This window comes from Micromonospora sp. WMMD1120, from assembly GCF_029626235.1.
GTDB lineage: Bacteria > Actinomycetota > Actinomycetes > Mycobacteriales > Micromonosporaceae > Micromonospora.
The window spans coordinates 5,464,546-5,488,284 of record NZ_JARUBO010000005.1 but is presented as its reverse complement, the minus strand read 5'-3'; the positions used below and the strand labels follow the sequence as shown (position 1 = coordinate 5,488,284).

Sequence of the window (23,739 nt, the reverse complement as noted above, 5' to 3'; positions counted from 1 at the left end):
GCGGAGATCTTGGACAGTTTCCGTTACGGCGTAACGGAAACTGTCCAAGATCCGGAGGCGCGGCCGCGCGAGTTGCCAGCCGACGGCTTCACTCGCCGGTCGGGCCGCCGGCGAGTTCGGCGACCACGTCGAGGTGACCGAGGTGGCGGGCGTACTCCTGGACGAGGTGGAACAGCACCCGCTCCAGCGACGCCGGGTCGGCGCCGTCCCACCGTGGCCCGGGCGCGCCGATCTCGGCCAGGTCGTGCGCCGTCACGACCGCCGTGGTGTGCGCGCCCTGCGCGCGCAGCGCCGCCACCACGTCGGCGCGGGTCTCGTCGGGGGCGACGTACCAGCGCTCACCCCGGCGGTCACCCCACGGGTCGGCGACGTTCCGGCCCTGGAAACCCCACTCGATCCAGCGCCGCTCGACGTGCCGCAGGTGCGTCAGCAGCTCCAGCGGGGTCCACCCGGACGGCAGCCGGCTGCGGCGCAGCTCCGCCTCGTCGAGCGCCGACACCCTGGCCACCATGGACTCCCGGAAGTAGTCGAGGTAGCGGAGGAAGACCTCGGTGCGGCTGCCGGCCGGGGCGGTGGGCTCGGGAAACGACGTCACGACGCGGTCGGCAGGTCACGGCCGCGCTGGCGCACCCCCGCGCCGCCGTACGGGTAGTCGCCCACCGACGGCGCGCTCGCCTCGTCCAACCGGCGCATCTGCTCGGCGTCGAGGACCAGGTCGGCGGCGGTCAGGTTGTCGTCGAGCTGGTCGATGGTCCGCGCGCCGAGGATCACCGAGGTGACCGCCGGTCGGGCCGCCAGCCAGGCCAGCGCCACCGCCGACATGGACACGCCCTGCTCACCGGCGACAGCGCGGACGGTGTCGAGCACCCGCCAGGTGCGCTCCTCGGCGTTGCGCCCGGCGTACGCCTCGACGCCGCGCTGCGGGTTCTCGCCGAGCCGGGTCGCGCCGGTGGGCGTGCTGTCGCGCTGGTACTTGCCGGTCAGCCAGCCGCCGCCCAACGGTGACCACGGCAGGATGCCGATGCCCTCGTTCTCGCAGACCGGCACCAGCTCGAACTCGATCTCCCGGGCCAGCAGGTTGTACTGCGGTTGCAGGGTCACGATCGGGGTGAGGTTGAGGTGTTGGGTGAGCAGGGCCGCCTTCTGCAACTGCCACCCGGTGAAGTTGCTGACCCCCGCGTAGCGGATCTTGCCGGCGCGCACCGCGTCGTCGAAGAACCGCAGCGTCTCCGGCAGCGGGGTAAGCGGGTCCCAGGCGTGCGCCTGGTAGAGGTCGACGGCCTCGACGCCGAGTCGGCGCAGGCTGGCGTCCAGCGCGCGGGTCAGGTGCACCCGGGACAGGCCGGCGTCGTTGGCCCCGGGCCCCATCGGGAACCGCCCCTTCGTCGCGATGACGAGGCGGTCGCGCACGTCGGGCCGCGACCGCAGCCACCGCCCGATGATCTCCTCGGAGACACCGGTGGAGTAGACGTCGGCGGTGTCGATGACGGTGCCACCGGCCTCGACGAACCGGTCCAGTTGGGCGAAGCTGCCGGCCTCGTCGGTCTCCGCGCCGAAGGTCATGGTGCCCAGACAGAGGGTGGACACGACGGTGCCCGTGGCGCCCAGATTGCGGTAGCGCATATCGTCCTTTCGGTCGGCGTGACCAGCCGATCTTCGCACCCGCTCCGACCACCCGCATTCGGGACAGTCTCGGACACCGGGCGGGCACCCACGCCGCGTCGCCGCCGGTCATCATGGGCTCGTGAGCGAGCCCGCGATCGACATCGACCGACCGCACCGGCCCACCCCGTCGCCGCCGACGGCGGCACCGGCGCCCGGCGCGCCCACGCGTGGCCCATGGCTGGTGGCCGCCGTCACCACCGGGACGCTGCTGCTGCTCGCCGGCCGCTACGGCTACCACCGCGACGAGCTGTACTTCGTGCTCGCCGGCCGCAACCTCGACTGGGGGTACGTCGACCAGGGGCCGCTGGTTCCGGCGCTGGCACGGCTGCTCGACACGATCGCGCCGGGCAACCTGGTGGTGCTGCGGACCCCGTCGGCGGTGCTGGCCGGCGGCGCGGTGCTGCTGGTCGCCGCCATCGCCCGTGAGCTGGGCGCCGGCCGGGGGGCGCAGCTCTTCGCGGCGGTGCTCGCCGCGCTGTCGGGCATCGTTCTCGCCAACGGTCACCTGCTCAGCACCACCACCATCGACCTGCTGGTCTGGCTGGTGGCGGCGTGGTGCGCGGTGCGACTGCTGCGCACCGGCGACAGCCGTTGGGCCCTCGGCGTCGGGCTGGCGCTGGGGGTGGGCATGCTCAACAAGCTGCTGCCCGCGCTGCTGGCCGTGGGCCTGGTCGCCGGGGTGCTCGTCGCCGGGCCGCGTCGGTTGCTGCGCGACAGGTGGGTGCTCGCCGCCGCCGGGATCACCGTGCTGCTGGCCGCGCCGAACCTGCTGTGGCAGGTGACGAACGACTTCCCGCAGCTCGGCGTGGCCGCCACCATCTCCGACGGGGACAGCTCCCACAGCGGCCGTCTCAACGCGTTGACCCTCCAGTTCGTCATCATCAGCCCGTACGCCGTACCCATCTGGGTCGCCGGCCTCGTCGCGCTGCTGCGCCGGCCGGCGTGGCGGGCGTACCGGGCGGTGGGGTGGGCCTGGTTGGTCGTTGTCGGCATCGTGCTGGTCGCGGGCGGCAAGGGCTACTACGACGCGCCGCTGCTGCTGGTGCTGACCGCCGCCGGCGCGATCGTGACCGCCGCCTGGGCGGCACGCGGGTCGGTACGCCTGCGCCGTGGCCTGCTGGTGCTGGGCGCGGTGCCGTTCCTGCTGCCGAGCATCGTGTTGCTGCTGCCGGTGCTGCCGGCCGAGCGGTTGCCCGCGTTCGTCGTCGACGTCAACTACGACGCGGGCGAGACCATCGGCTGGCCGGCGTTCGCCGACTCGGTCGCCGCCGTCCATCGTGGACTGCCGCCGCCGGAGCGCTCGCGGGCGGTGGTGCTCACCGCGAACTACGGGGAGGCGGGCGCGCTGGCCCGCTACGGGCCGGCCCGTGACCTGCCGCGTGCCTACTCCGGGCACAACAGCATGGTCGACTTCGGTCGACCGCCCGCCGACGCGGACGTGGTGATCGCCGTGGGCTGGGAGCGCCCCGACCGGCTGAACGCCTGGTTCGGGGAATGCACGCTCGCCGGGCGGGTGGACCAGCGGGTCGAGGTGGACAACGACGAGAACGGCGGCCCGATCTTCGTGTGCCGGGGGCTGCGGCGTCCGTGGGCGCAGATCTGGGACACCGAGGTACGCCGGACCGGCTGACCGGGGTCAGCCGGCGCGGTCGCCGGTGAGCCAGGTCTGGATGCCGGCCAGGGCCTCGGGGCCGGAGGTGGTGTCGACGTCACGGGCGAGGTCGGCGATGGTGACGGCGGCGAGCGCCTGACGCCACGCGTCCTCGGCCGCCCACATCGCGCGGGCGACCGGGCACGGCGTGGTGCAGGCGTCGGCCGGGGTCGCGAACGGGCCGCGCTGGCGGATCTCCGTGCAGACGAACGTCGGGCCGGGGCCGTCGACGGCCCGCACCACGTCGAGCAGCGTGATGCTCTCCGGCGCGCGGGTCAGCACGTAGCCGCCCGACTTGCCCTGCACCGAGTGGACCAGACCGGCGCGGGCCAGGGACTGGAGCTGCTTGGCCAGGTAGCTGCCGGAGACGTCGTGCAGCTCCGCCAGCTTCGCCGCGGGCACGGGCGTGCTGCTGGCGGTGAGCACCACGCAGCAGTGCAGCGCCCACTCGACCCCGCCGGACATCTTCATGGCGTCACCCTAGCCACCCAGTTACTCGGACTCATCATGTCCGAGTATAGTTCTCGGACAGAAGAGGTCCGAGTTCAACCGCGCGACTCGCCGGTCGGACAGCGGGCCACGAACGTCACGGGAAGGCGCACAGCCATGAAGATCGCCGTACTGGGTGGGACCGGCCTCATCGGCTCGCAGGTCGTCACCATCCTGCGGGCCGCGGGTCACGACGCGGTGCCGCTCTCGCCGTCCACCGGCGTGGACCTGCTCACCGGGCAGGGCCTCACCGACGCGCTCGCCGGCGCCGAGGTCGTGGTCAACCTGACCAACTCGCCGACCTTCGACGAGGCCTCGCCCGCCTTCTTCCAGACGACCATGGACAACCTGCTCGCCGCCGCCGCGCAGGCGGGCGTCGGCCACGCGGTGGTGCTCTCCATCGTCGGCGTCGACCAGGTGCCCGCGCTGGACTACTACCGCGCCAAGGTCCTCCAGGAGGACCTGCTCAAGACCGGCCCGGTGCCGTACTCGATCGTGCGGGCCACCCAGTTCTTCGAGTTCGTCGAGGCGATCCTGTCCTGGACCGCCGACGACACCACGGTCCGCCTGCCCCGTACCCCGGTGCAGCCGATGGCCGCCGCCGACGTGGCGCAGGCCGTCGCCGACGTCGCCGTGGGCGCCCCGTTGCAGGGCATCCGCGATGTCGCCGGCCCCGACGTCTTCCCCCTCGACGAGCTGGGGCGGATCACCCTCGCCGCGCGCGGTGACACGCGCACCGTCACCACCGACGACAGCGCCGGCATGTTCGCCGCCGTCCCCGGCGACGTCCTCACCGCCCCCACCGACGCCGTCATCGCCCCCACCTCGTACCGGGAGTGGCTCGGCCGCCAGTCCTGAGCCGCCCGCCGCCCCGCGCGCCGCCGCCGGCGCGCGGGGCGACCCTCACCCTGGCGCGGCCCGCGACCGCCACTCGTCGGCCAGGATCGCGAAGACGAACTGGTCGGCCCACTCCCCGTCGAACAGGTAACTGCGCACGTGGTGGGCCTCCCGGCGCATCCCCAGCCGGGTCATCAGCCGCGCCGAGGGCTCGTTGCGGGCGTGGCACCTGCCGTAGACCCGGTGCAGACCCACCTCGCCGAACCCCCAGCCCAGCAACGCCGCAGCGGCCTCGGTGGCCAACCCGCGACCGCCGTGGGCGGGGTGGAACACGAACCCCACCTCCGCCGTACGGTCGCGCTCGCTGCGCCACACCAACTCCACCGCGCCGATCACCGTCGCGTCGCTGACCACTGCCACCGTCAGGCAGTCGCCCTCCGCGCGCAGCGCGTCCTCACCGGCCATGGCCAGCACCGACGCCCGCGACTGTTCCCGGGTACGCGGCTCGGCCCCGAGCATCCAGCGGACCACGTCCGGCCGGCGCTGGTAGGCGTACACGTCGTCGAGGTCGTCCACCGTGACCGGGCGCAGCGTCAGCCGCGCGGTCCGCAGCGGAAAGGTGGGCTGGAACACCCGGCGATCCTAGAACGGCGCGATCTCCGACCCCTCGGCTCGCCCGAGCGATTCCTTTCGACCGCGCCCACGGTCGATACCCACATGAACGCGATAACCGAGATGTACGCCCGCTGGGCCGCCGGCGACATGGGCGAGGACGATCAGTGGGGCGATGTCACCGCCGAGCCGCGCGGCGTGGACTACACCGAGGTGTCGGCGGGTGGCGTGCCGGCCATGTGGCTCGACCCGCACGGCGCCGACCTCGACCGGGTGATCGTCGCGCTGCACGGCGGCGGCTTCGTCAGCGGGTCGCTCTACACCCACCGCAAGATGTACGGGCACCTGGCGAAAGCAGCCGGCGTACGCGTGCTGCTCGCCACCTACCGACGGGCTCCCGAGTTCCGCCACCCCGCACAGACCGAGGACGCGCTCACCGCGTACCGCTGGGCGGCGACGCACGCCCGGACACTCGCGCTCGCCGGAGACTCCTGCGGAGGTGGGCTGGCCGTGCAGGTCGCTCTCCGCGAACCCGGCGTGGCCGCGTTGCTGTTGCTGTCACCCTGGATCGACATGGATCCGGCACAGACCGCCAGCTCCTACGAGGAGAACGCCGCCACCGACCTTTTCTTCACCCGCGAGATGGTGCAGGGTCTCCTCCAGCAGTACCTGCCCGAGGGAGTCAGCGGCCTCGCACCGGAGGTCAACGCGTTCTACGCCGACCTGTCCACGTTGCCTCCGGTCTACGTGCAGTGCGGTGGCGCGGAGAGCGGCCGGGGCGACAGCGAACGCCTCGCGAAGCGGATTGGCGCCCGACTGGACGTCTTCGACGGGCAGCCGCACACGTTCCAGATGGCCGCCGGGCGCGCACCGGTTGCCGACGAGGCGATCGGGAGGTTGGCCGCATGGGTACGCCCGCGCCTGGCGATCTGACCGAGGCGTTCGAACGGGAACGCAGGGGACTGTTCACCCACGCGTACCGGATGCTCGGCGGGTATCACGAGGCCGAGGACGTCGTGCAGGACACCTACGTGCGGGCGCTGCGCGGGTGGGAGACCTTCGCCGGCCGCTCCTCGGTGCGTACCTGGCTGTACCGGATCGCCACGAACGTCTGCCTGACCGTCCTCGACGGCCGGGGCCGACGCGATCTCGCCATCGACCTCGGCTCAGGCGACTCCGGCGGGTTGTGGTTGCAGCCGCTTCCGACGGACCCGCTCGACCTGGTCACCACGCGCGAGAGCGTACGACTCGCCTTCGTGGCCGGGTTGCAGCACCTCGCCCCTCGACAGCGGGCCGTCCTCCTGTTCCGGGAGGTGCTGGCCTTCTCCGCCGCCGAGACCGCCGCGGCACTGGATATGACGGTTCCGGCGGTGAAGAGCGCCCTGCAACGGGCCCGGGCGCGACTCGCCGAGGTCGCACCGACCCGCGACGACCTGCTGGACTCCTCCTCACCTCGGGCCAAGCAACTGCTCGCCGGTTACCTGGCCGCGTGGGAGGCGTCCGACGCCGACGCCTTCCGCGACGTGCTCCGTGCCGACGCGGCCATCGAGCCGGTCGGTGCGCGGACCTCGTACACCGGCCGGGAGGCGTGCCTGGCGTTCGCGACCCCGGCGATGGGCGGTGCGGGAGACTGGCGGTTGGTGGCGACCGAGGCGAACGCCCAACCCGCCGCCGTGGCGTGGTTGCGCGGCGAACTCTTCGGCGTGGCCGTGTTGACCGTCGCCGAGGACGGGATCGTGGCGATCACCCTCTTCGGCGACCCCCAGGTGGCCGCCACCTTCACCACGACCTGAGGTACGAGCGCTACCTGGGCAGGCCGTCGGCGCCCCGGCGCGTCGACGGCCTGCCCAGGGCTCGGCGTCGGCGTCCACATCGGGCGGTCTACCCTCGGTGGTATGCCCGACTCCCGCGTGCTGCGCATCGGCACCCGCAACTCCCCGATGGCGCTGGCCCAGGCCGAGCGGGTCCGCGCGCTGCTGGTCGAGCGGCACCCCGACGTCACAGTGCAGGTGCTGTCGATGTCGACGAGCGGTGACCGGTGGCTCGGCGACCTGGCGGCGCTGGGCGGCAAGGGCGCGTTCACCAAGGAGGTGGACGCGGCCCTGCTCGCCGGGGACGTCGACCTGGCGGTGCACTGCGTCAAGGACGTACCCGGGGACCGCCCGGCGCCCGCCGGCACGGTGCTGGCCGCCTACCTGCGCCGCGACGACGTGCGGGACTGCCTCGTGCACCCGGGCGGGCTGCGGGTCGACCAGTTGCCCGCCGGCACCCGGATCGGCACCTCCGCCGTCCGACGGGTCGCCCAGCTCGCCCTGCACTGGCCGCACCTGGTGCCGGTGCCGATCCGCGGCAACGCGAACAGCCGACTGGCCAAACTCGACGCCGGCGACACGTACGACGCGCTGCTGCTCGCGGTGTCCGGCCTGCACCGGATCGGGCGGGCCGACCGGATCACCCACCCGATCGACGTCGACACGATGGTGCCCGCCGTCGGCTCCGGCACCCTCGTCCTGCAGTGCCGTGACGACGACACCGGCACCCGCGACCTGGCCGCCAGCCTGAACGACCCGCGCGCCTGGCAGGAGACCACGGCCGAGCGGACCATGCTGCACATCCTGCAGGGCAACTGCCGCTCCCCCATCGCCGCGCTCGCGCGGACCGAGCCCGACGGGCGTCTCGGCCTGCGGGCGAGGGTGATCAGCGTGGACGGCAAGACGGTGCTCGACGTGCACGAGTGGGCGGCGGACCCGATCACCCTCGGCACGTCGGTCGCCGCGGCGCTGCTCCGCCAGGGCGCCCGGGACCTGCTCGGCCTGCCCGGGTACGGGTCGGTCTGACCCACCACCTCGGCCGAGGGCGACCGGCTCTCGGCTAGGTCGGCGCTCCGTCGTCCGGGCGGCCGGTCCGCGCCACGGCCAGCAGGATGCCGTCGAGGCCCTCCTCGAACAGGATGTCGTCGTCCCAACGGCTGTCGTCGAGGTGGCCGGAGGCGTTCAGGGTCGGGTAGGCGCCGCCGAGCGCGGCGAGGTGGCTGCGGGCTGCCGCTCTCGCCAGCGGATCAGCGGTCTGACGCCAGGTGGCTTCGGTGAGCGCGGCACCGATGACGTAGTTCGCCACCATCCGGGTGGCCACCGCGAGGTGCAGCCCGTCGCGTCCGCCGCGCACGAGGGCGGCCTGCAGGAACTCGGTACGGGCCAGGACGTTGGGTCCGAGCATCGGTCGACCCACCAACCGTGGCGTCCAGGGGTGACGCAGCATCGCGGCCCGCCAGGCACGAGCGAGAGACCGGACGTCCTCGGCCCAGTCGCCGCTCGGCTCGGGCAGGGGCACGTCACCGAAGATCCGGTCGACCGCCAGGTCCAGGACGTCGTCCTTGGTCTTCACGTGCCAATAGAGGGCGGTGGACGTCACGTCGAGTTGTTGAGCGAGACGACGCATGGTGAGGCCCTCCACACCCTGCTCGTCCAGCAGGGTCACCGCCGCGGCGACAATGCGCTCGCGGGTCAGCGGCAGGACCCGTCGCGGACGCCCTGACTCGGGCCGCAACCAGACCGACTCGGTGCTCATCCCGTCAATCTAGTGCAGTGCTCGGGAAACTTAACAACGGTAAGCTGATTGAGCACCGACAAGCCTGGCGGCCGACCGCGAAGGGACAGCGTCATGCCTCTGCTTCGGGTTCACCTGGACAGTGACCGGGTCACCGCCCGCCGCGTCATGGACCTGCACCGGGCGGGCAAGACACATCACGAGTCGAGGGAGGCGGCCCGCGCGCAGGCATGGCGCCACGGTCGCACTCCGGTCGGTGAGCCGATCTTCGTAGGCGTCACGAACGGCCGTCGGCATGTGCAGTTGCTCTACGACATCGAGGTCGACTCCGACGCGCAGCGCTCCGGCTAGGTGCGCGCCGCTCGCCGGCACGGCGGAAAGGTGGCCGTGCCGGCGAGCGGGGCCGGTGAGCCGGCGGCCGGCGCAGGTCAGGCGGTGGGCTCGCCGAACCAGCGGCAGAGGGCCTCGTCGAGGTTCCGCTGGTCGTCACCCACCCAGGCGACATGACCGTCGGGGCGCAGCAGGATGCCCGCGGCGTCCACCGCGGCGACGGGATCGACGACGTGACCGACCCGGTCCGACCAGCCGCCGATGCCCAACCGTCCGGTCCGGTCCAGCAGCAGCCCCCGGCCCTCGCGCAGCAGGTCGTAGAGGGTCCCCGGACCGACGGCGACGTCGCGCAGGCGGCGGCCGACCAGGTCAGGGCCGGGGCCGAGGTCGTAGCGGACGGCGATCCCGGTGATCTTCTCGATCAGGTGCCGGTTCACCACGTCGAAGTCCATCAACTCGCTGAGCAGTCGGCGTACCGCCTGCGGGCCCGGCTCGGGCGAGAGCAGTTCCGTCTGGGCGCGGGTGTTGTCCAGCACCTCCTCGGCGACCGGACGACGTTCCGCCTGGTAGGTGTCCAGCAGCGCCCGCGGCGCCCAACCCCGCACCTGCGCGGCCAGTTTCCACCCGAGGTTGACCGCGTCCTGCACACCCAGGTTGAGGCCCTGCCCGCCGATCGGCGGGTGGATGTGTGCCGCGTCGCCGGCCAGCAGCACCCGCCCCACCCGGTACCGCTCGGCGAGCCGGGTGGCGTCCCCGAACCGCGACAACCAGCGCGGCGAGTGCACGCCGAAGTCGGTCCCGGCGACGGCCCGCAACCGCGTGCGGAAATCATCGAGGGTGGGCGGTTGGGCACGATCGGCGACGCCCGCCGCGGGGACGACCACGCTGTATACCTGCCCGCCCATGGGTCGCAGCCAGAACGGACGAACCGACACGTCGGCCACCCGCGCGGCGACGTCCTGCGGCGACGCCGAGACCAGCATCTCGCCCATCAGCGTCTCGTTGCGCGCGGGCTCGCCCGGAAAGCCGACGCCGAGCAGCTTGCGCACCGTGCTGCGCCCGCCGTCGCAGCCGACAAGATATCGGGTACGCACCCGCCGCCCGTCGCTCAGCGCGACGGTGACCAGCTCCTCGTCCTGGTCGACAGCGGTCACCGCGACGCCGCGCCGCACCTGCGCGCCAAGGGCGGTGGCGTGCTCCTCGAGCAGTTGGACGATGACGGGCTGCGGGGTGCCCAGCAGGTAGGCGTGGGCGGTGTCCAGGTCGGTGGGCGCCGGTTTGTCGATGGCGGCGAAGAACCCGCCGGCCGGGCGCTGCCGGGCCCGCTCGCGGACCCGCTCCAGCAGCCCACGCATCGCCATCAGCTCGATGGTGCGGACGTGCAGGCCGACGATGCGGGCGAACGACGCGGGCTCGGTGTCCCGCTCCAGCACGAGCACCCGTACGTCGTGCAGCCGCAGCTCGGCAGCCAGCATCGCGCCGGTCGGGCCACAGCCCACGATGATCACGTCGAACACGCGGTCGGGGCCGGCAACCGGCGACGCCGCTGGGGTGGATTGCCAAGGGTTCATGGGTGGTGCCTTTCGGGAGGGCCATGGTGGCGAGGCGCTCCCGGCGACACCTACGTCGATCGCCCGACCGTGACGGGAAGGCGGAGCACCCACATCGCTGCGACGTTCATGGGTCTCACCTCCTCGGACGTGTCACGTTCCGCAGCAAGCTACAAGCTCTGACACCGCCCGTCCAGTCCTTTTCCGCACGGGTGGGCGGTGAGCGTCCGCCCTCGTCCTGCGCTCCCCCGGGCCGGACGCGTCGGGGTCGGTCAGGCCGCTCGGTAGCGGCTGGCCAACTCGGGGCGCTGCGCGCCGAAGGCGGCGAGGTCGGCCCGGAAGACCGCGTCCAGGAGGCCGGCGTCCTCGACGCCCGGGGCGCAGACGGTCTCCCCCAGCTCCAGGCCACGCAGGCTGGCGGTGACGACGTCCTCGGCCGTCATCCTGGGCACCGCGCTCAGGTCCATGCCCTGGCGTTCGTGGAACTCGGTGGCCACCACACCCGGGCACACCACCTGCACTGTGACACCGGTGCCCTCCAACTCCGCGCTCAGGGTCTGGGAGAGGGCGACGAGGTAGGCCAGGCTGCCGCCGTAGACGGCGCGCCGGGGCAGCACCGAGTGCGGGGCGGGCCCACTGAAGGCGATCATGCCGGCCACGTTGACGATGGTGCCCGCGCCGCGTTCCTGCATACCGGCGACCGCGGCGCGGGTGAGCATCGTCGGCGCGAGGACCTTGACGTTCACCAGCTCGGCTGCCTTGTCGGCGGGCAGCTCGGCCATCGGCATGTAGTGCGCGACGCCCGCGTTGTTGACGAGCATGGTCAGCGGCTCGGTGGCGCAGATCTCGGCGACCGCCTCGATGCCGGCGGTGCTGGACAGGTCGGCGACGACGGGCGTGACGGTGCCCTCCGGGTGCGCGGCGGCGAACTCCTCCAGGCGGTCGGCGCGCCGACCGGTGACCACCAGGCGGTAGCCGTCGGCGGCCAGGCGGTCGGCGAAGGCCCGGCCGATGCCGGAGGTGGCGCCGGTGACGAGTGCGAGCTTGCTCACTGTTCTTCCCCCAGTGTCGGTGGCCGGCAGGTCCCGCGGTTCACCGCGAGGGCCGGCACGAGGTGATTGTGCGGCTTTCCGCTACCCGATCCTGCGAAACGGCAGACCGAGCAACCAGAGGTCCGCTCTTCCTGGGAACGCCGGTACCAGGCAGGTGGTGGAGATGTCGCCGCCCTCCGTGGGGGCCGCGACGGGCGGTGCCACGTCCGAGCAGGTCCCCGCGTACCAGATCGGCACCCGCTTGCTCGTGTCCGGCACGCCCCGTTGGGGTGGAGCGCCGCTCGCCGACCCGATCGCGTGGGGCGGCGGTTTCACCCGGTACTACAGCCCCGCGACGGCCGCCGAATGGGCCGCCGCGACGAAATGACCCGCTGAGGAGGGTGGTGCCTACAGGGCGAGGATGACTGTCATCGCGGCGTAGCTGGCCAGCAGCAGAACTCCTTCGAAGCCGAGGCGACCCCAGCCGCAGGTTTGCCGGATGAGCAGACCGCCGAGCAGGGTGGCGGTCATGAACAGGCTGGTGGTGGTCGCGAGGAGTTCCTGGTCACCGGCGGTGTGGTAGATCGAACCCTGCCGGTAGGCGATGTCCCCGGCGACGAGGGTGAGCACGTCGAGGATGTTGCCGCCGAGGACGGCGGCGACGGCGAGGGTGACGGCGCCGCGGCGTACGGCGGCGATGGCGGTGACGGTCTCCGGGAGGGCGTTGACCACGCCCATCAGGACGGCGCCGACGAATCCGGCGGTGAGCCCGGTGGTCTCGACCAGGCTTTCGGCGGCGAGGGCGACGAGCCAGCCCCCGGCCGCGACGAGGAGACCGACGGCGGCGAAGTTGGTCCACAGCCACTCCGGTGGGTGCTGGTTGAGGGCGTTCTCGTCGTGGGGGACGTCGGGGCGGGTCTCGGCGGTGGCGATGGCCTGCCACATCGGTTGTGCGCCGGCGCGGCGGATGAGCACGAGCCCGCCGACGTAGGAGGCGACGAGCACGACGGACATCGGGTTGACCCCGGCGACGCTCGTCTCGGGGATGTAGCTGGCGAGCAGGGCGAGGGCGAGCAGGGCGATGAGCAGGCAGCCCGACAGCAGGTTCGACAGCGACGCGGCGGCGTGTTCGAGGTTGGCGCGGCGGTGGAAGGCGTCGGCGACGGCGACGGCGGTGGTCTGGGCGGCGATGCCGCCGACGGCGTTGCTGTAGCCGAGGCTGGCCTGGCCACCGCCGGCGGCGACGATGGTCATGATGATGCCGGACAGGCCGGTGACGATGCCGAAGAACACGACGCCGAAGAGGGCCTCGCCCCAGCCGGTCTTGTCGGCGAGGGCGTCGCCGAGCCCGGCCAGGCGCACGCTGCCGGCCACGGTGACCGCCCCGGCGAGGACGAACACCGTGGCGCTGAGCGGCAGTGGCCAGGGCAGGGTGGTCAGGTCCGGCACCGGCGGGTGTTTCCCCATTTTCGGCGAGGAATGCCCTCCCTGACCGGATTCGTCCGACCTGCTCCCGCTGAATCCGCGTGGGCGAGGCAAGGATCAGGGCCAGCGGCCGCCCCCGACACCAGCGCGATCCGCCACGCACCATAACTGTCATTATGGTGTGCGAGCGATGTGCACCTTTTGTCGGGCTAATTATCGGAATACTATTAACAGTAATCCGATAATCTGGCGAGGTGCCGTAAAGGCCGTGTCCGGACGGCTGTGGCACGGCGGGTATGACCGTTGGTCGGCCAGCCGCTGCCGCTCGGGCTCATGCTCAACGCCGCGGTGCTCTGGAATACCCGCCACATCGACTTGGCCGTCAACGTGCCGCGCGGCCAGGGATACCCGGTTCGGGGACGAAGACGCCGCCCGACTCTCCCCCCTCGGCTACGCGCACATCACCATGTTCGGCCGCTACAGTTCCCCGTCCCGAGCAGTGAGCAGAACCTGCGGCCGCTTCGCGATCCCGAGGCCGAAACAGGTTGACCGGCGGCGGCGTTGACGCGCTGTGTGGCCCGTCCGGGTTGCGGCCCGCGCCACCACCCGGGCAAGCTTGCCGGATGCCCGCAGCCCACGCGTATCACGACCGGGCCGGTGACGTCTTCGCGGCGCACGCCGCCGACGGTCCGCACAACGCCTACACCGACCGGCCGGCCATGCTTACGCTCGCCGGCGACGTCGCCGGTTTCCGCATCCTGGACGCCGGCTGTGGCGGCGGCCACTATGCGGCCGAGTTGGTCGGCCGGGGAGCCGAGGTGGTGGCGGTTGATGGCAGCGCGACGCTGGTCGGGCACGCCCGGGCCTTGCTCGGCGATCGCGCCGAAGTGCAGCAGCACGACCTGGACACCCCGCTGGAGTTCGCGGCCGACGCGTCGTTCGACGGGGTCGTCTGCGCGCTGGTGCTGCATCACCTGACCGACCGGGTCCGGTTCCTCGGCGAGGTGCGGCGAGTGCTGCGGCCGGGCGGCTGGTTCCTGCTGTCGACGACACATCCGGTGTCGGACTGGCAATATTTCGGCGGATCGTACTTCGACGAGAGCTGGGTCGAGTTCCCTGTGGCTGACGAGGTCACCATGCGCTTCCAGCGGATGACCCTCGAATCGCTGGTGACCGAGGTGCTAGACGCCGGGTTCGTGCTTGAGCGGCTGGTCGAGCCGAGGGCAGTCGAGACGCTCCGCGCTATCAACCCGGAGCGCTACGAGCGGCTGACCGAGCGCCCCAGCTTCGTAGCCCTGCGCCTACGCCGGCCCTGACGACGCTCACTGCAACTCGTACGCCGCACGTGCTCGGTGCGGTCGTTCAGCAAGAGCGCGCTGCGGCACGGTCAGCGCACGGCCTGCGGGGTGCCGGCGGCGGTGGCGCGTTCGAGGACACGGTAGACCGTAGGCCGCGAAACCTCGAACAACTCCGCCAGCTCGGCGATGGTGTGCTCGCCCGCAGCGTGCAGTTTGACCAGGTGGGCCTGCCGCGGCGCGGACAGCTTCGGAGCCCGGCCCTGCAGCTTGCCCTTGGCCTTGGCGATCGCCATGCCCTCACGAGTGCGCATGCGCAGCAGGTTGACCTCGAACTCGGCGAACGTGGCGAGGATGTTGAAGAACATCTTGCCCATCGGGTCGGCCGGGTCGTACAACATCGAGCCGAGCTGGAGCCGGATGTTGCGGGTGGCGAGGGAGTCGCCAATCTGCCGGGCGTCAGGCACGGAGCGGGCTAGTCCAGCTTCGGCACGACGAGCGTGTCGCCGGGCCGTACGGCGGCGAGGGCCTGGTCGAGGCCGGGCCGGGGCGGGTGGTGCCGGAATAGGCGCGCTCGAGATAGATCCGGTCGGCGGCCACGCCGACCTCGAGCAGGATCTGCCGGTTCGCTCAGCGAGGCGTGGCAGATGCCCGTCACCGGTGACCCCACGGATCCCGAGGCGCGCGTCATGGGCACGGTGGACCGTCAGGTGTCGGGCGACGCATTCCGCTGGGATCTACGCCGGGTCGCCGCCGGTGTGCCGCCCGAGGGCTTGACTGACCTGCATCTCCTCGGGCACCGAGATGAGGCGGTCGGCTGCTGCTGCGCGGTTTGACGACGCAGATGCGGCAGCAGGGACTGATCCCGATCACCGTCGACCGGTTCCAGTGACGCCCTCCTCCGTTCGCCCACCGGTCTTGACCCCAGCCGGGCCGACCGGTGCCGGCGCGGCGATCACGGCGTCGGGTGCGCCGACGCGCCGGACGGACGGACGTTGAGCCAGGCCACCGAGGACGGCGGCGGTGAGTGCGGTGAGCACGATGGTGCCGCTCCACAGCTCGACCGGCCAGCGGACGCCGTCGGCCAGGTGCAGACCGGCGAACTGCGCACCCCAGAGCAGCGCCGCGAAGACCGCGCCGACGACCGGCAGCGGTGTCGGGGAGGCATCCGGGCGTGACCGACCCCAGGCGTGCAGGACCAGCTCGGCCACCGCCGCACCGACGACGGCGAGGAGCACCCCCACCGTCGGCGTCCCCGGGAACTCGTACATGACCAGGGTGAACAGCGCGACCAGCGCGACGATCAGTGTGCCCGCGCCGGGCACCGGGCGGCGGCGGTAGATGAGCAGCAGGGGGATCACCACGATGGCGGTCGTCACCAGGTAGCAGGTGAGTCCGTGGATGGCGGTGAGCTGGCTCGTCGGGTCACGCCGGTTCCAGGGCTGCACCGGGGCTAGCAGGCCGAAATTCGAGGCGAACGCGGAGGCGTAGACCAGGAAGAACCCGGCAGCGGACGTGCCCAGAGCGGTGGCGAGGCTACCGGTGACCGTCCGTGCCCGGCTCACGCCGACCCCCTCGGCCCACCACGAACGCATCGGACTGGTCACGATGAGCATCGCCGACACGTTCAGCATGAAATGGGTGGGCGACAGGATCGCCTCGAGGTCGGCCTCTACGCCGAAGAACTGGTGCCAGATCGCGTCGGCGACCCCGCCGCTGAGGAAACCCACCGCGCCGAGCGCGCCCAGCCGGTAACCGGCCGGAAAACGTCGCCACCACCAGTACGGGTCATTGCCCCGCCGGCGGTACGCGAGCACAAATGTCCACAGTGCGGCGCAGAAAAAACCCGAGTAGAGCACCGCGTGATACGGGGTGGCGAAACTCTCCAGTTCGGTCGTGACATGAACGTGTGCCCAGGCGTCGACCAGTCCCCCCGCGATCATCCAGGTGCCGAACACGGCGCCGATCGCGTCCTCGGTGTGGGTGGCGGCCGGCGGAGACGCGGAGGCATTGACCGACATGATGGCAAGTAAAGACAGACGTCGATCCATTGTCAAGGTTGCCCGTGTCGTGATATCTCTGGTGACGTGCCAAAATCTTGGGATCCCGAGCCGTTTCGCCAAGACATTCTGGAATTTCTCGAGCAGCGCCGCGGGATCGATCCGGCCGAGGTCACCGACGAATCGCGGTTGGCCGAAGATCTCGGACTGGACTCCCTCGCCCTGGTCGAGATGGGGTTTCTCCTGCTCACCCGGCATGACATCGAGCTCAACGACGATCACATCCTGAGAATGCAGACCATCGGCGACGTACTCGACATGTTGGGAGACGCGAATGCCGGCCTACCTCACGGGCCTCGGTAGCTTCCTTCCCGGAGATCCGGTCCCCAGTTCCGAGATGGAGGAGTACATCGGCGGCCTCGGGCCGGAATGGACCGACCTGCGCGACAAGGTAGTCCGCAACAGCGGAATTCGTACCCGGCACTACGCGATCGACAAGCAGCAACGCACCCTGCACACCAATGCGTCGATGGCCGCGGAGGCGGTGCGGGCGGCGATCAAGCACGCCAATGTCGACCTTGACGAGATCGATTTCCTCGCCGCCGCGGCGAGCTTTCCGGACCTCGTCGCCCCGGGCATCGCCAGCATGGTTCACGGAGAGCTGGGCAATCCGCCCTGCGAGATCCGTTCCACCCACGGCACCTGTAGTTCGGGAATGATGGCGCTCAAGGACGCCTACGCCGCGGTCCGGCTGGGCGAGGCCGACTGCGCGGTCTCCTGCGCCTCCGAGTTCACGTCCCGGATCATGAAGGCGAGCCGGTTCGCCGGCGTCGCCGTCGACAGCGGCGACCGCAAGCTCGGCACCGAGTTGGCCTTCATGCGGTACATGCTGTCCGACGGCGCCGGCGCCGTCGTGCTCCGGCCGCGTCCCGCGCCGGACCGGCTGAGCCTGCGCGTCGAGTGGCTCAGCCTCACGTCGTACGCGAACACCACCGAGCTGTGCTCGTACCTCGGCAAGCCCAACAACAGCCCCGATTCGCCGTACTGGGGTGACTACCCCTCGGTGCACGACGCCGTCGCCGACGGGGCTCTGCTGCTGCGCCAGGAGCTGCGTCTGCTTCCCGGCCTGATCCGGGTCTGTGTCAACGAGTACGAACGACTGCTGGGCCAGGGGCGGTTCGACCCGGCCCGGCTGCGGTATCTCGGCGCGCACTACTCCAGCGAGGCGCTGAGGCCCGGGGTCCTGGGCGAGCTCGCCCGCCGCGGCCTGCCGTACCCGCCCGAGGACCGCTGGTTCACCAACCTGCACCGCATCGGCAACATCGGCTGCGCGAGCATCTACGCCATCCTGGAGGAGTTGTACCGCACCCAGCCCCTGGAGCCGGGCGACCAGGTGTTGTGCTTCGTGCCCGAGGCGGCCCGGTACGCGATCTCCTACCTGCTGCTGACCGCCGTCGGGCCGGACGACGCGTGACCCGCCGGGTGGTCGTGACCGGAATCGGGGTGGTGTCGCCGGTCGGCTCCGGCAAAGCGTTCTGGCCGGCCCTGCTCGCCGGCCGCTCCGGCATCGGCGCCATCACGGGATTCGACGCCGCCGACCATCCGGTGCGGATCGCCGGCGAGGTGCGCGACGTCGAGCTTCGCGAGTGGCTGGAGGTCAAGGACGTCGCCCGGCTCGATCGGGTGTGTCACCTCGCCCTGGTCGCCGCCGGGATGGCGATCCAGGACGCCGCGTTCGACCACCCCGACCCGGACCGGGTCGGGGTGGTCTTCGGCACCGCCATCGGCGGCGCGGAAACGATGCGCCAGGGCGTGATCGCCGAGCACGACCGCGGAGCGCGGTACGTCTCACCGCTGTTCGTGGTGACCGGCATCCCGAACATGGCGACCGCGCTGGTCTCCACCCGCTTCGGTTTCCGGGGTCCCTCGTTCACCACGGTCACCGCGTGCAGTTCCAGCGCCGACGCGATCGGCTGGGGCGCCCGCATGGTCCGCGACGGGTACGCCGACGCGTGTCTGGCGGGCGGCGCCGAGGCCGCGGTCTGCCCGCCGATCCTGGCCAGCTTCGCGCAGCTGCGGGCGCTGTCCCGGCGCAACGACGAGGCGACCGCCGCGTCGCGCCCGTTCGACGCCGACCGGGACGGGTTCGTGATCGCCGAAGGGGCGGCCGCGCTCGTCCTGGAGTCCGAGGAGTCGGCCCGGCGGCGTGCCGCGCCGATCTACGCGGAGATCGCCGGGTACGGACAGAGCAGCGACGCGTACCACGAGACAGCTCCCGACCCGTCCGGCCGCGGCGCCGCCCGCGCCGTCGACGCCGCGCTCGTCGACGCGGGCGCGCTGCCCGGGCAGATCGGGTACGTCAACGCGCACGGCACCGGCACCCGGCTCTCCGACGCCGCCGAGACGGCGGCGCTGAAGCGGGCGTTCGGAGCGCACGCGTACCGGCTCGCGGTCAGCTCGACCAAGTCGATGACCGGCCACATGCTCGGGGCCGCGGGCGCGGTCGAGGCGGCCGCCACGGCACTCGCGCTGCGCGACGGTGTGCTGCCGCCGACCATCAACCTGACCCGTCCCGACCCGGACTGCGACCTGGACTACGTGCCCGGCACGGCGCGCGAGCACCGCGCCGACGCCGCCATCTCGCTGTCGATGGGCTTCGGCGGTCACAACAGCTGTCTGGCGCTACGGAAGGTGGACGATGGGACTTAGCGTCGCGGTTACCGGTGCGACCGGCGATTTCGGCCTGCCGTTACTGCGGCGGCTCGACGCCGCGCCGGAGGTCGCCGAGATCACGGCGATCGCGCGTGGCGCGTTCGACCCGTTCGCCGCCGGGCTGACCAAGGTGCGGTTCCTGGCTGGCGACGTCCTCGACGCCGCGGCGATGGCCCGGGGTGTGGCGGGCGCGGACGTCGTCGTGCACCTGGCCTTCCTCATCTTCGGGCCGCGTGCGGAGACCCGACGGATCAACCTCGACGGGTGCCGGAACGTGTTCACCGCCGCGCGCGACGCCAGCGTCCGGCGGATCGTCTACGCCTCGTCGGCGGCGGTGTACGGCTTCCACGAGCGCACGACCGCCCTCCTGCCGGAGGAGACCCCGAGCCGACCGAACCGCAACTACGCGTACACCGGCGAGAAGGTCGCCACCGAAAGGATGCTGACCGATCTCGTCGCCGGCACGGACGTCGAGGCGTACCGGTTCCGGTCGTGCGTGGTGGGCGGTCCGGAGTCGCTGGCGCTGGTGCGGGACAACCCGTACCGGTTGCTGGCCGCCCGGCTACCGACCGGGGTCCGCCGGGCCGCCGGCCGGGTAGTCCGCCCCGTGGTGCTCGACGCGGGCGTGCCGATGCAACTGGTGCACGCCTCCGACGTGGTCGACGCGTTTCTCGCCGGGATCCTCGGCGCCGGTCCGCCCGGGGCGTACAACCTGGCCGCGCCCGAGGAACTGTCCATCAGCGAGGTGAGCCGGGCACTCGGCTGGCCGGTCCTGCGCATCCCACGAGGAGTCGCCCGGGCGGGACGGGGTCTCGCCGAGCTGACCCCGTGGACACCGCCGGAGCTCCAGTTCTACGCCCACCTGTTGAGCGCGCCGGTGCTCGTGGACTGCACCCGGGCGCGTAAGGAACTCGGCTGGCAGCCCCGCCACGACGGGGTAAGCGTGCTCGCCGAGACGGTCGCCGCGGCACGCGCCCGCGGCCTGCTCTGAGGAGAACAATGGCCAGACTGCCCTATGTGAACGCCGACGAGGCGAGCGAGCCCGTCGCCGAGGCGCTGCGCGCGATGCCCGCCAAGGTCGGCATCGTGCAGCTGATCGCGCACGCGGAGACCTGCCTGCGCCCGTTCCTCCGGCTCGGTCAGGCGATCCTGACCGCCCAGCAGCTGGACCCGGCCCTGCGGGAGCTGGCCATCCTGCGTACCGCCCAGCTCAGCGGCGCGGAATACGAGGCGGTGCAGCACGAGCGGATCGCCCTCCAGGTCGGGGTCACCGCCGAGCAGGTCGAGGCGGTACGTGCCGGCCGGATCGACGGGCCGGAGTTCACCGAGCTCCAGAGGAGCGTTCTGGCGCTCACCACCGAGGTCGTCGCCGGCGACGTCGACGACGACACGTTCGACGCGGTGTCCCTGCCTCCTCGCGAGACGATGGAGCTGATCCTCGCCATCGGGTTCTATCTGATGCTCGGGCGGGTGATGAACGCCGTCCAGGTCGACCTGGAGCCGGCCGCCGAGGTCGAGGTCGCGCAGCTGCGCCGCTGACCAACGGTGGAAGGGGAGAGTCGTCATGAGACGTCGTACCGGCCGGCGGACCGGGCTGCGGCTGTTGGCCCTCGTCCTCGCCGTCGGGTCGGCGGTGCTGCCGGCGGGCCCCGCCGCGGCGCACTCGGTCGGCGGGGTGGGTGCGACGAACTTCCGGACCACGCTGACCGGGCTGTCCCCACCGGTGGCGGGCGTGGCGTTGACCGTGATCGAGAACGGCAGTCGCCTGCGGGTGCGCAACGACACGCAGACCGAGGTCGTGGTTCGTGGCTACCAGGGCGAACCGTACCTGCGGGTGGGCGGCGACGGCGTGTTCGTCAACGACAACTCCCCGGCCACCTACCTGAACAGGGACCGGAACGGGGTGACGCCGGTCCCGGCGCGCGCCGGCCCGGGCCGGTCGCCGGAGTGGCGCAAGGTCTCCGGTGATCGGGTCTATCGCTGGCACGACCACCGGATCCACTGGATGCTCCAGCGGTTGCCGCCGGGGGTCGCCAGCTCTCCGGACACCTTCCACCACATCGCCGCCTGGACGGTAGTGCTCGACCACGGCGACCAGAGGCTGACCGCCAGCGGCGCCCTTGACTGGGTGCCCGGTCCCGCGCCGTGGGGCTGGCTGGGCGTCGCCGTCCTGCTCACAATCTGCGTGGCGGCGGTCGGCCTGCTGCGCCGGCCACACCGGTGGCTGGCCGCCGTGACAGGGCTGCTGGTGGCCGCGGATGTCGGGCACACAGTGGGGTTCGCGGCCGTGGCCGACGCCAGCCTGCCCGCCCGCATCGGCATGCTCACCATCCAGCTCATGCTGTGGCCGTTCGCCGTGGCCGTGGCGGTGCTCCTGGCCCGGCGCCGGACCGGCGGGATCTGGTTGGCCGCGGTGGCCGGAGCGGCCGTCGTCGTCACCACCGGGTGGCCGGACCTGCCGGTGCTGTGGCGCTCCTCGGTCCCGTCGGTGCTGCCGTTGGCCCTCGACCGGGCCAGCGCCAGCGTCGTGCTGGGAGTCGGGCTCGGGCTGATCGCCGCGCTCCCGGTGGTGCTCAGAACCGAGCGGCGGCGAGCAGGTCATGCCGCCGGGACGGTGACAGCCGCCGCGCACCTCCACCCGGCGGCCGGCGGCACCGAGCCGATTCCCGCCTCCACGACCACAGCGGTACGCGAGCCGGACGTCGGTGGGTCCGTGGCGGCGGCGCGACCGGATGCCGAGCCGGTGGCGGCGGCGGGCACGGCTGGCCCAGAGGGCGGGTCGACCCGGTTCAGCCGGCGTGGCGTCGTCGGCTACGTCACCGCCAGCGGGCTGGGCGGCCTGGCCGGAATGGGGCTGGGAGTGCTGGACCGGCCGAGCGGGCAGCAACCGCGCACCCCGATGGCGGTGTCGCCGGGGGCCGGAGGCAGCCGGACCGTGCCCTTCCATGGCAGGCAGCAGGCAGGCATCGCCACCCCGGTACGGCGGCAGGCGCACGGCCGGATCGCCGCCTACGACCTCCGGCCCGGCGCCAATCGGGCCGCGCTGCGGGCGATGCTGCGCGGCTGGACGGCCACGGCGGCCACCCTCGCGGCCGGGCGCCCCCTCGACGAGACCGACCCCGTGGCCGCGGGAGGCGGGCCGGCCGGGCTGACCATCACCGTCGGGTTCGGCCCATCGGTGTTCGGCAAAGCTGGACTGCCCCGCACCGCGCGGCCGGAGGCGCTCACGCCGATGCCCGCCTTCCCCGGCGAGCGCCTCGATCCCGCCCGCAGCGACGGCGACCTGGGCGTGCTGATCTGCGCCGACGATCCGTCGGTCGTCTTCCATGCCGCGCGCGCCCTGGAACGGCTGGCCGGCGGCACAGCGCGGCTGCGCTGGCAGATGAGCGGCTTCACCGGCACGCCCAACACGAGCGGTACGGCCGACCACCGCAACCTGATGGGCCACCTCGACGGCACCAACAACCCCCGACCCACCGATGCGGACTTCGACACCAAGGTCTTCGTGCCGGACGACGCCGAGCCGGCCTGGATGCGCGGCGGCAGCTACCTCGTGGTGCGGCGCATCCGCATCCTCATGGACTCGTGGGACGGGCTGGACCTGACGGCGCAGCAGCGGGTGATCGGCCGGCGCAAGGACAACGGGGCGCCGCTGTCCGGCGGTGGGGAATCCACCCCGGCCAACTTCGGCACGCTGTCCAGTGACGGCAACCCGGCCATCCCCGCCGACGCCCACATCCGCCGGGCCGCGCCGGAGTTCAACAACGGCGCCGCGATGCTGCGCCGCGGACTGTCCTTCGCCGACGGTGTCGCCTCGGACGGCCACCCGGACGCGGGTCTTCTCTTTCTGGCCTGGCAGGCCGACCCGCGGCACGGCTTCATGCCGGTCCAGCGTCGTCTGGCGGAGGGCGACGCGCTGAGCCGGTTCGTCCGACACGAGAGCAGCGCGCTGTTCGCCATGCCCGGTGGCGTCGCGGAGGGCGACTACCTCGGCCAGGGCCTGCTGGACTCGTAGAACCGCGACCCGGAAAGGAGCCACCCCGTGCGATCTCGCCAGCGCATGCGCCGCGCCGGCGCCCAGGCCGTCGCCCTCCTTGTCCTGACGTCCGGCTGTGGTGTCTGGGGGCCCGAGGGCGGGCCGGGCGGCTCCGGCGCGGCCGGACTCGACTCCTCCGGTCGCAACGCTCCGCAGCCCGTGGAGGCGAGCGTGAGCCCGGACGGGGTACAGCGGATCGAGATCACCCTTACCGACGAGCTGGCCGTCGTCCCGTCGCTGGTGCGCGCCCGGCCCGGTGTCATCGAGTTCACCTTCCGCAATGACGGGGTGACGCCGCACAGCGTCACAGTCGATGCGGGAGCCCCGACTACGACGGTCCCGCCCTCGGTGGACGGCGCCGCCGGCACGGGCAACCTCAACGGCGGTCAGGCCGGCACCGTGCGGGTGACGGTCACGGCGTCGGGTCGCTACCCGTACCCGTGCCGTTATCACCTGACCACCGGCATGCGGGGCGTCCTCGAGGTCAGCGGCCCTCCGCTGGCCCTGCCCACCACGCCGACGCCCGGCGCCGGGCGTTGAGGAGCGCGTGGGTGGCGCGC

Annotated in this window: 25 protein-coding genes; 15 read left to right on the top strand and 10 right to left on the bottom strand. The window is 72.3% G+C overall.

Annotation, left to right across the window (positions count from 1 at the left end; genetic code table 11):
* Window positions 1-88: 88 nt before the first annotated feature.
* Both O7634_RS25340 and O7634_RS25335 read right to left on the bottom strand, forming a co-directional pair.
* Window positions 89-595: a DinB family protein gene (locus O7634_RS25340; RefSeq protein ID WP_278152629.1), complete on the bottom strand. Its 507-nt coding sequence runs from the start codon at window positions 593-595 to the stop codon at window positions 89-91.
* On the bottom strand, window positions 592-1,623 hold the full coding sequence (locus O7634_RS25335; RefSeq protein WP_278152628.1) for an aldo/keto reductase: 1,032 nt from the start codon (window positions 1,621-1,623) through the stop codon (window positions 592-594). Before O7634_RS25335 ends, O7634_RS25340 begins: the two co-directional genes overlap by 4 nt.
* Before the next feature lie 121 nt (window positions 1,624-1,744).
* Here O7634_RS25335 and O7634_RS25330 point away from each other — a divergent pair, with 121 nt between their 5' ends.
* Complete coding sequence (locus O7634_RS25330; RefSeq protein ID WP_278152627.1) at window positions 1,745-3,295, top strand: glycosyltransferase family 39 protein; 1,551 nt, start codon at window positions 1,745-1,747, stop codon at window positions 3,293-3,295.
* A gap of 6 nt (window positions 3,296-3,301) precedes the next feature.
* Here the strand turns inward: O7634_RS25330 and O7634_RS25325 are convergent, their stop codons facing one another.
* Complete coding sequence (locus O7634_RS25325) at window positions 3,302-3,787, bottom strand: Rrf2 family transcriptional regulator (RefSeq protein ID WP_278152626.1); 486 nt, start codon at window positions 3,785-3,787, stop codon at window positions 3,302-3,304.
* 135 nt (window positions 3,788-3,922) lie between these two features.
* Here O7634_RS25325 and O7634_RS25320 point away from each other — a divergent pair, with 135 nt between their 5' ends.
* Window positions 3,923-4,663 (top strand): NAD(P)H-binding protein, encoded by a 741-nt coding sequence (locus O7634_RS25320; RefSeq protein ID WP_278152625.1) that lies wholly within the window; start codon window positions 3,923-3,925, stop codon window positions 4,661-4,663.
* 45 nt (window positions 4,664-4,708) lie between these two features.
* On the opposite strand, the gene O7634_RS25315 is transcribed toward O7634_RS25320, so the two are convergent.
* Window positions 4,709-5,275, bottom strand: coding sequence for a GNAT family protein (locus O7634_RS25315; protein WP_278152624.1), 567 nt, complete (start codon window positions 5,273-5,275; stop codon window positions 4,709-4,711).
* 84 nt (window positions 5,276-5,359) lie between these two features.
* Here O7634_RS25315 and O7634_RS25310 point away from each other — a divergent pair, with 84 nt between their 5' ends.
* The 3 genes from O7634_RS25310 (at window position 5,360) to hemC (ending at window position 8,091) form a co-directional block, all read left to right on the top strand.
* Complete coding sequence (locus O7634_RS25310) at window positions 5,360-6,187, top strand: alpha/beta hydrolase fold domain-containing protein (protein WP_278152623.1); 828 nt, start codon at window positions 5,360-5,362, stop codon at window positions 6,185-6,187.
* Window positions 6,160-7,047: an RNA polymerase subunit sigma-70 gene (locus O7634_RS25305; protein WP_278152622.1), complete on the top strand. Its 888-nt coding sequence runs from the start codon at window positions 6,160-6,162 to the stop codon at window positions 7,045-7,047. Before O7634_RS25310 ends, O7634_RS25305 begins: the two co-directional genes overlap by 28 nt.
* A 102-nt stretch (window positions 7,048-7,149) precedes the next feature.
* Complete coding sequence (gene hemC / locus O7634_RS25300; protein ID WP_278152621.1) at window positions 7,150-8,091, top strand: hydroxymethylbilane synthase; 942 nt, start codon at window positions 7,150-7,152, stop codon at window positions 8,089-8,091.
* Window positions 8,092-8,125: 34 nt separating this feature from the next.
* Here the strand turns inward: hemC and O7634_RS25295 are convergent, their stop codons facing one another.
* Window positions 8,126-8,821 carry a TetR/AcrR family transcriptional regulator C-terminal domain-containing protein gene (locus tag O7634_RS25295; protein WP_278152620.1) on the bottom strand — a complete coding sequence of 232 codons (696 nt, stop codon included), beginning with the start codon at window positions 8,819-8,821 and terminating at the stop codon, window positions 8,126-8,128.
* 93 nt (window positions 8,822-8,914) lie between these two features.
* On the opposite strand from O7634_RS25295, the gene O7634_RS25290 reads away from it, so the two are divergent.
* Window positions 8,915-9,151 carry a hypothetical protein gene (locus O7634_RS25290; protein WP_278152619.1) on the top strand — a complete coding sequence of 79 codons (237 nt, stop codon included), beginning with the start codon at window positions 8,915-8,917 and terminating at the stop codon, window positions 9,149-9,151.
* Between the two features lie 77 nt (window positions 9,152-9,228).
* Here O7634_RS25290 and O7634_RS25285 read toward each other — a convergent pair whose 3' ends face one another.
* The gene (locus O7634_RS25285; protein WP_278154074.1) at window positions 9,229-10,647 is read right to left on the bottom strand and encodes an FAD-dependent monooxygenase; all 1,419 of its coding nucleotides are present in this window, start codon (window positions 10,645-10,647) and stop codon (window positions 9,229-9,231) included.
* A 305-nt stretch (window positions 10,648-10,952) separates the two neighbouring features.
* On the bottom strand, window positions 10,953-11,732 hold the full coding sequence (locus O7634_RS25280; protein ID WP_278152618.1) for an SDR family NAD(P)-dependent oxidoreductase: 780 nt from the start codon (window positions 11,730-11,732) through the stop codon (window positions 10,953-10,955).
* A 163-nt stretch (window positions 11,733-11,895) separates the two neighbouring features.
* Here O7634_RS25280 and O7634_RS25275 point away from each other — a divergent pair, with 163 nt between their 5' ends.
* Window positions 11,896-12,099 (top strand): hypothetical protein, encoded by a 204-nt coding sequence (locus tag O7634_RS25275; protein ID WP_278152617.1) that lies wholly within the window; start codon window positions 11,896-11,898, stop codon window positions 12,097-12,099.
* Between the two features lie 20 nt (window positions 12,100-12,119).
* Here O7634_RS25275 and O7634_RS25270 read toward each other — a convergent pair whose 3' ends face one another.
* Window positions 12,120-13,160: a cation transporter gene (locus tag O7634_RS25270; protein WP_278152616.1), complete on the bottom strand. Its 1,041-nt coding sequence runs from the start codon at window positions 13,158-13,160 to the stop codon at window positions 12,120-12,122.
* Between the two features lie 599 nt (window positions 13,161-13,759).
* Here O7634_RS25270 and O7634_RS25265 point away from each other — a divergent pair.
* Entirely contained in the window at window positions 13,760-14,452 is a 693-nt protein-coding gene (locus O7634_RS25265) for a class I SAM-dependent methyltransferase (RefSeq protein ID WP_278152615.1), read from the top strand.
* Window positions 14,453-14,523: 71 nt separating this feature from the next.
* Here the strand turns inward: O7634_RS25265 and O7634_RS25260 are convergent, their stop codons facing one another.
* Window positions 14,524-14,898, bottom strand: coding sequence for a recombinase family protein (locus O7634_RS25260; protein ID WP_278152614.1), 375 nt, complete (start codon window positions 14,896-14,898; stop codon window positions 14,524-14,526).
* 180 nt (window positions 14,899-15,078) lie between these two features.
* On the opposite strand from O7634_RS25260, the gene O7634_RS25255 reads away from it, so the two are divergent.
* Window positions 15,079-15,267 (top strand): hypothetical protein, encoded by a 189-nt coding sequence (locus tag O7634_RS25255; protein ID WP_278152613.1) that lies wholly within the window; start codon window positions 15,079-15,081, stop codon window positions 15,265-15,267.
* A gap of 33 nt (window positions 15,268-15,300) precedes the next feature.
* Here the strand turns inward: O7634_RS25255 and O7634_RS25250 are convergent, their stop codons facing one another.
* The gene (locus O7634_RS25250) at window positions 15,301-16,713 is read right to left on the bottom strand and encodes a hypothetical protein (RefSeq protein ID WP_278152612.1); all 1,413 of its coding nucleotides are present in this window, start codon (window positions 16,711-16,713) and stop codon (window positions 15,301-15,303) included.
* A gap of 115 nt (window positions 16,714-16,828) precedes the next feature.
* Here O7634_RS25250 and O7634_RS25245 point away from each other — a divergent pair, with 115 nt between their 5' ends.
* From O7634_RS25245 to O7634_RS25220, 6 genes are read left to right on the top strand one after another with little or no spacing between them, the layout of a single operon-like run.
* Window positions 16,829-17,905 (top strand): 3-oxoacyl-[acyl-carrier-protein] synthase III C-terminal domain-containing protein, encoded by a 1,077-nt coding sequence (locus O7634_RS25245; RefSeq protein ID WP_278152611.1) that lies wholly within the window; start codon window positions 16,829-16,831, stop codon window positions 17,903-17,905.
* Window positions 17,902-19,140, top strand: coding sequence for a beta-ketoacyl-ACP synthase II (gene fabF / locus O7634_RS25240; protein ID WP_278152610.1), 1,239 nt, complete (start codon window positions 17,902-17,904; stop codon window positions 19,138-19,140). Before O7634_RS25245 ends, fabF begins: the two co-directional genes overlap by 4 nt.
* Window positions 19,130-20,134, top strand: coding sequence for an NAD-dependent epimerase/dehydratase family protein (locus tag O7634_RS25235; RefSeq protein ID WP_278152609.1), 1,005 nt, complete (start codon window positions 19,130-19,132; stop codon window positions 20,132-20,134). The genes fabF and O7634_RS25235 overlap by 11 nt, the downstream gene beginning before the upstream one ends.
* A gap of 8 nt (window positions 20,135-20,142) precedes the next feature.
* Window positions 20,143-20,682, top strand: coding sequence for a carboxymuconolactone decarboxylase family protein (locus O7634_RS25230; protein ID WP_278152608.1), 540 nt, complete (start codon window positions 20,143-20,145; stop codon window positions 20,680-20,682).
* A 25-nt stretch (window positions 20,683-20,707) separates the two neighbouring features.
* A complete protein-coding gene (locus O7634_RS25225) occupies window positions 20,708-23,158 on the top strand; it encodes a Dyp-type peroxidase (RefSeq protein WP_278152607.1) in 2,451 nt (816 codons plus the stop codon).
* Window positions 23,159-23,185: 27 nt separating this feature from the next.
* On the top strand, window positions 23,186-23,719 hold the full coding sequence (locus O7634_RS25220; RefSeq protein ID WP_278152606.1) for a plastocyanin/azurin family copper-binding protein: 534 nt from the start codon (window positions 23,186-23,188) through the stop codon (window positions 23,717-23,719).
* Window positions 23,720-23,739: the final 20 nt, after the last annotated feature.

Excerpts from the sequence above, each read along its gene's own strand:
- O7634_RS25335 (WP_278152628.1), bottom strand. The coding sequence starts at position 1,623 with ATGCGCTACCGCAATCTGGGCGCCACGGGCACCGTCGTGTCCACCCTC.
- O7634_RS25325 (WP_278152626.1), bottom strand. The coding sequence starts at position 3,787 with ATGAAGATGTCCGGCGGGGTCGAGTGGGCGCTGCACTGCTGCGTGGTG.
- O7634_RS25320 (WP_278152625.1), top strand. The coding sequence starts at position 3,923 with ATGAAGATCGCCGTACTGGGTGGGACCGGCCTCATCGGCTCGCAGGTC.
- O7634_RS25310 (WP_278152623.1), top strand. The coding sequence starts at position 5,360 with ATGAACGCGATAACCGAGATGTACGCCCGCTGGGCCGCCGGCGACATG.
- O7634_RS25305 (WP_278152622.1), top strand. The coding sequence starts at position 6,160 with ATGGGTACGCCCGCGCCTGGCGATCTGACCGAGGCGTTCGAACGGGAA.
- hemC (WP_278152621.1), top strand. The coding sequence starts at position 7,150 with ATGCCCGACTCCCGCGTGCTGCGCATCGGCACCCGCAACTCCCCGATG.
- O7634_RS25295 (WP_278152620.1), bottom strand. The coding sequence starts at position 8,821 with ATGAGCACCGAGTCGGTCTGGTTGCGGCCCGAGTCAGGGCGTCCGCGA.
- O7634_RS25290 (WP_278152619.1), top strand. The coding sequence starts at position 8,915 with ATGCCTCTGCTTCGGGTTCACCTGGACAGTGACCGGGTCACCGCCCGC.
- O7634_RS25275 (WP_278152617.1), top strand. The coding sequence starts at position 11,896 with ATGTCGCCGCCCTCCGTGGGGGCCGCGACGGGCGGTGCCACGTCCGAG.
- O7634_RS25265 (WP_278152615.1), top strand. The coding sequence starts at position 13,760 with ATGCCCGCAGCCCACGCGTATCACGACCGGGCCGGTGACGTCTTCGCG.
- O7634_RS25255 (WP_278152613.1), top strand. The coding sequence starts at position 15,079 with ATGCCCGTCACCGGTGACCCCACGGATCCCGAGGCGCGCGTCATGGGC.
- O7634_RS25245 (WP_278152611.1), top strand. The coding sequence starts at position 16,829 with ATGGAGGAGTACATCGGCGGCCTCGGGCCGGAATGGACCGACCTGCGC.
- O7634_RS25235 (WP_278152609.1), top strand. The coding sequence starts at position 19,130 with ATGGGACTTAGCGTCGCGGTTACCGGTGCGACCGGCGATTTCGGCCTG.
- O7634_RS25230 (WP_278152608.1), top strand. The coding sequence starts at position 20,143 with ATGGCCAGACTGCCCTATGTGAACGCCGACGAGGCGAGCGAGCCCGTC.
- O7634_RS25225 (WP_278152607.1), top strand. The coding sequence starts at position 20,708 with ATGAGACGTCGTACCGGCCGGCGGACCGGGCTGCGGCTGTTGGCCCTC.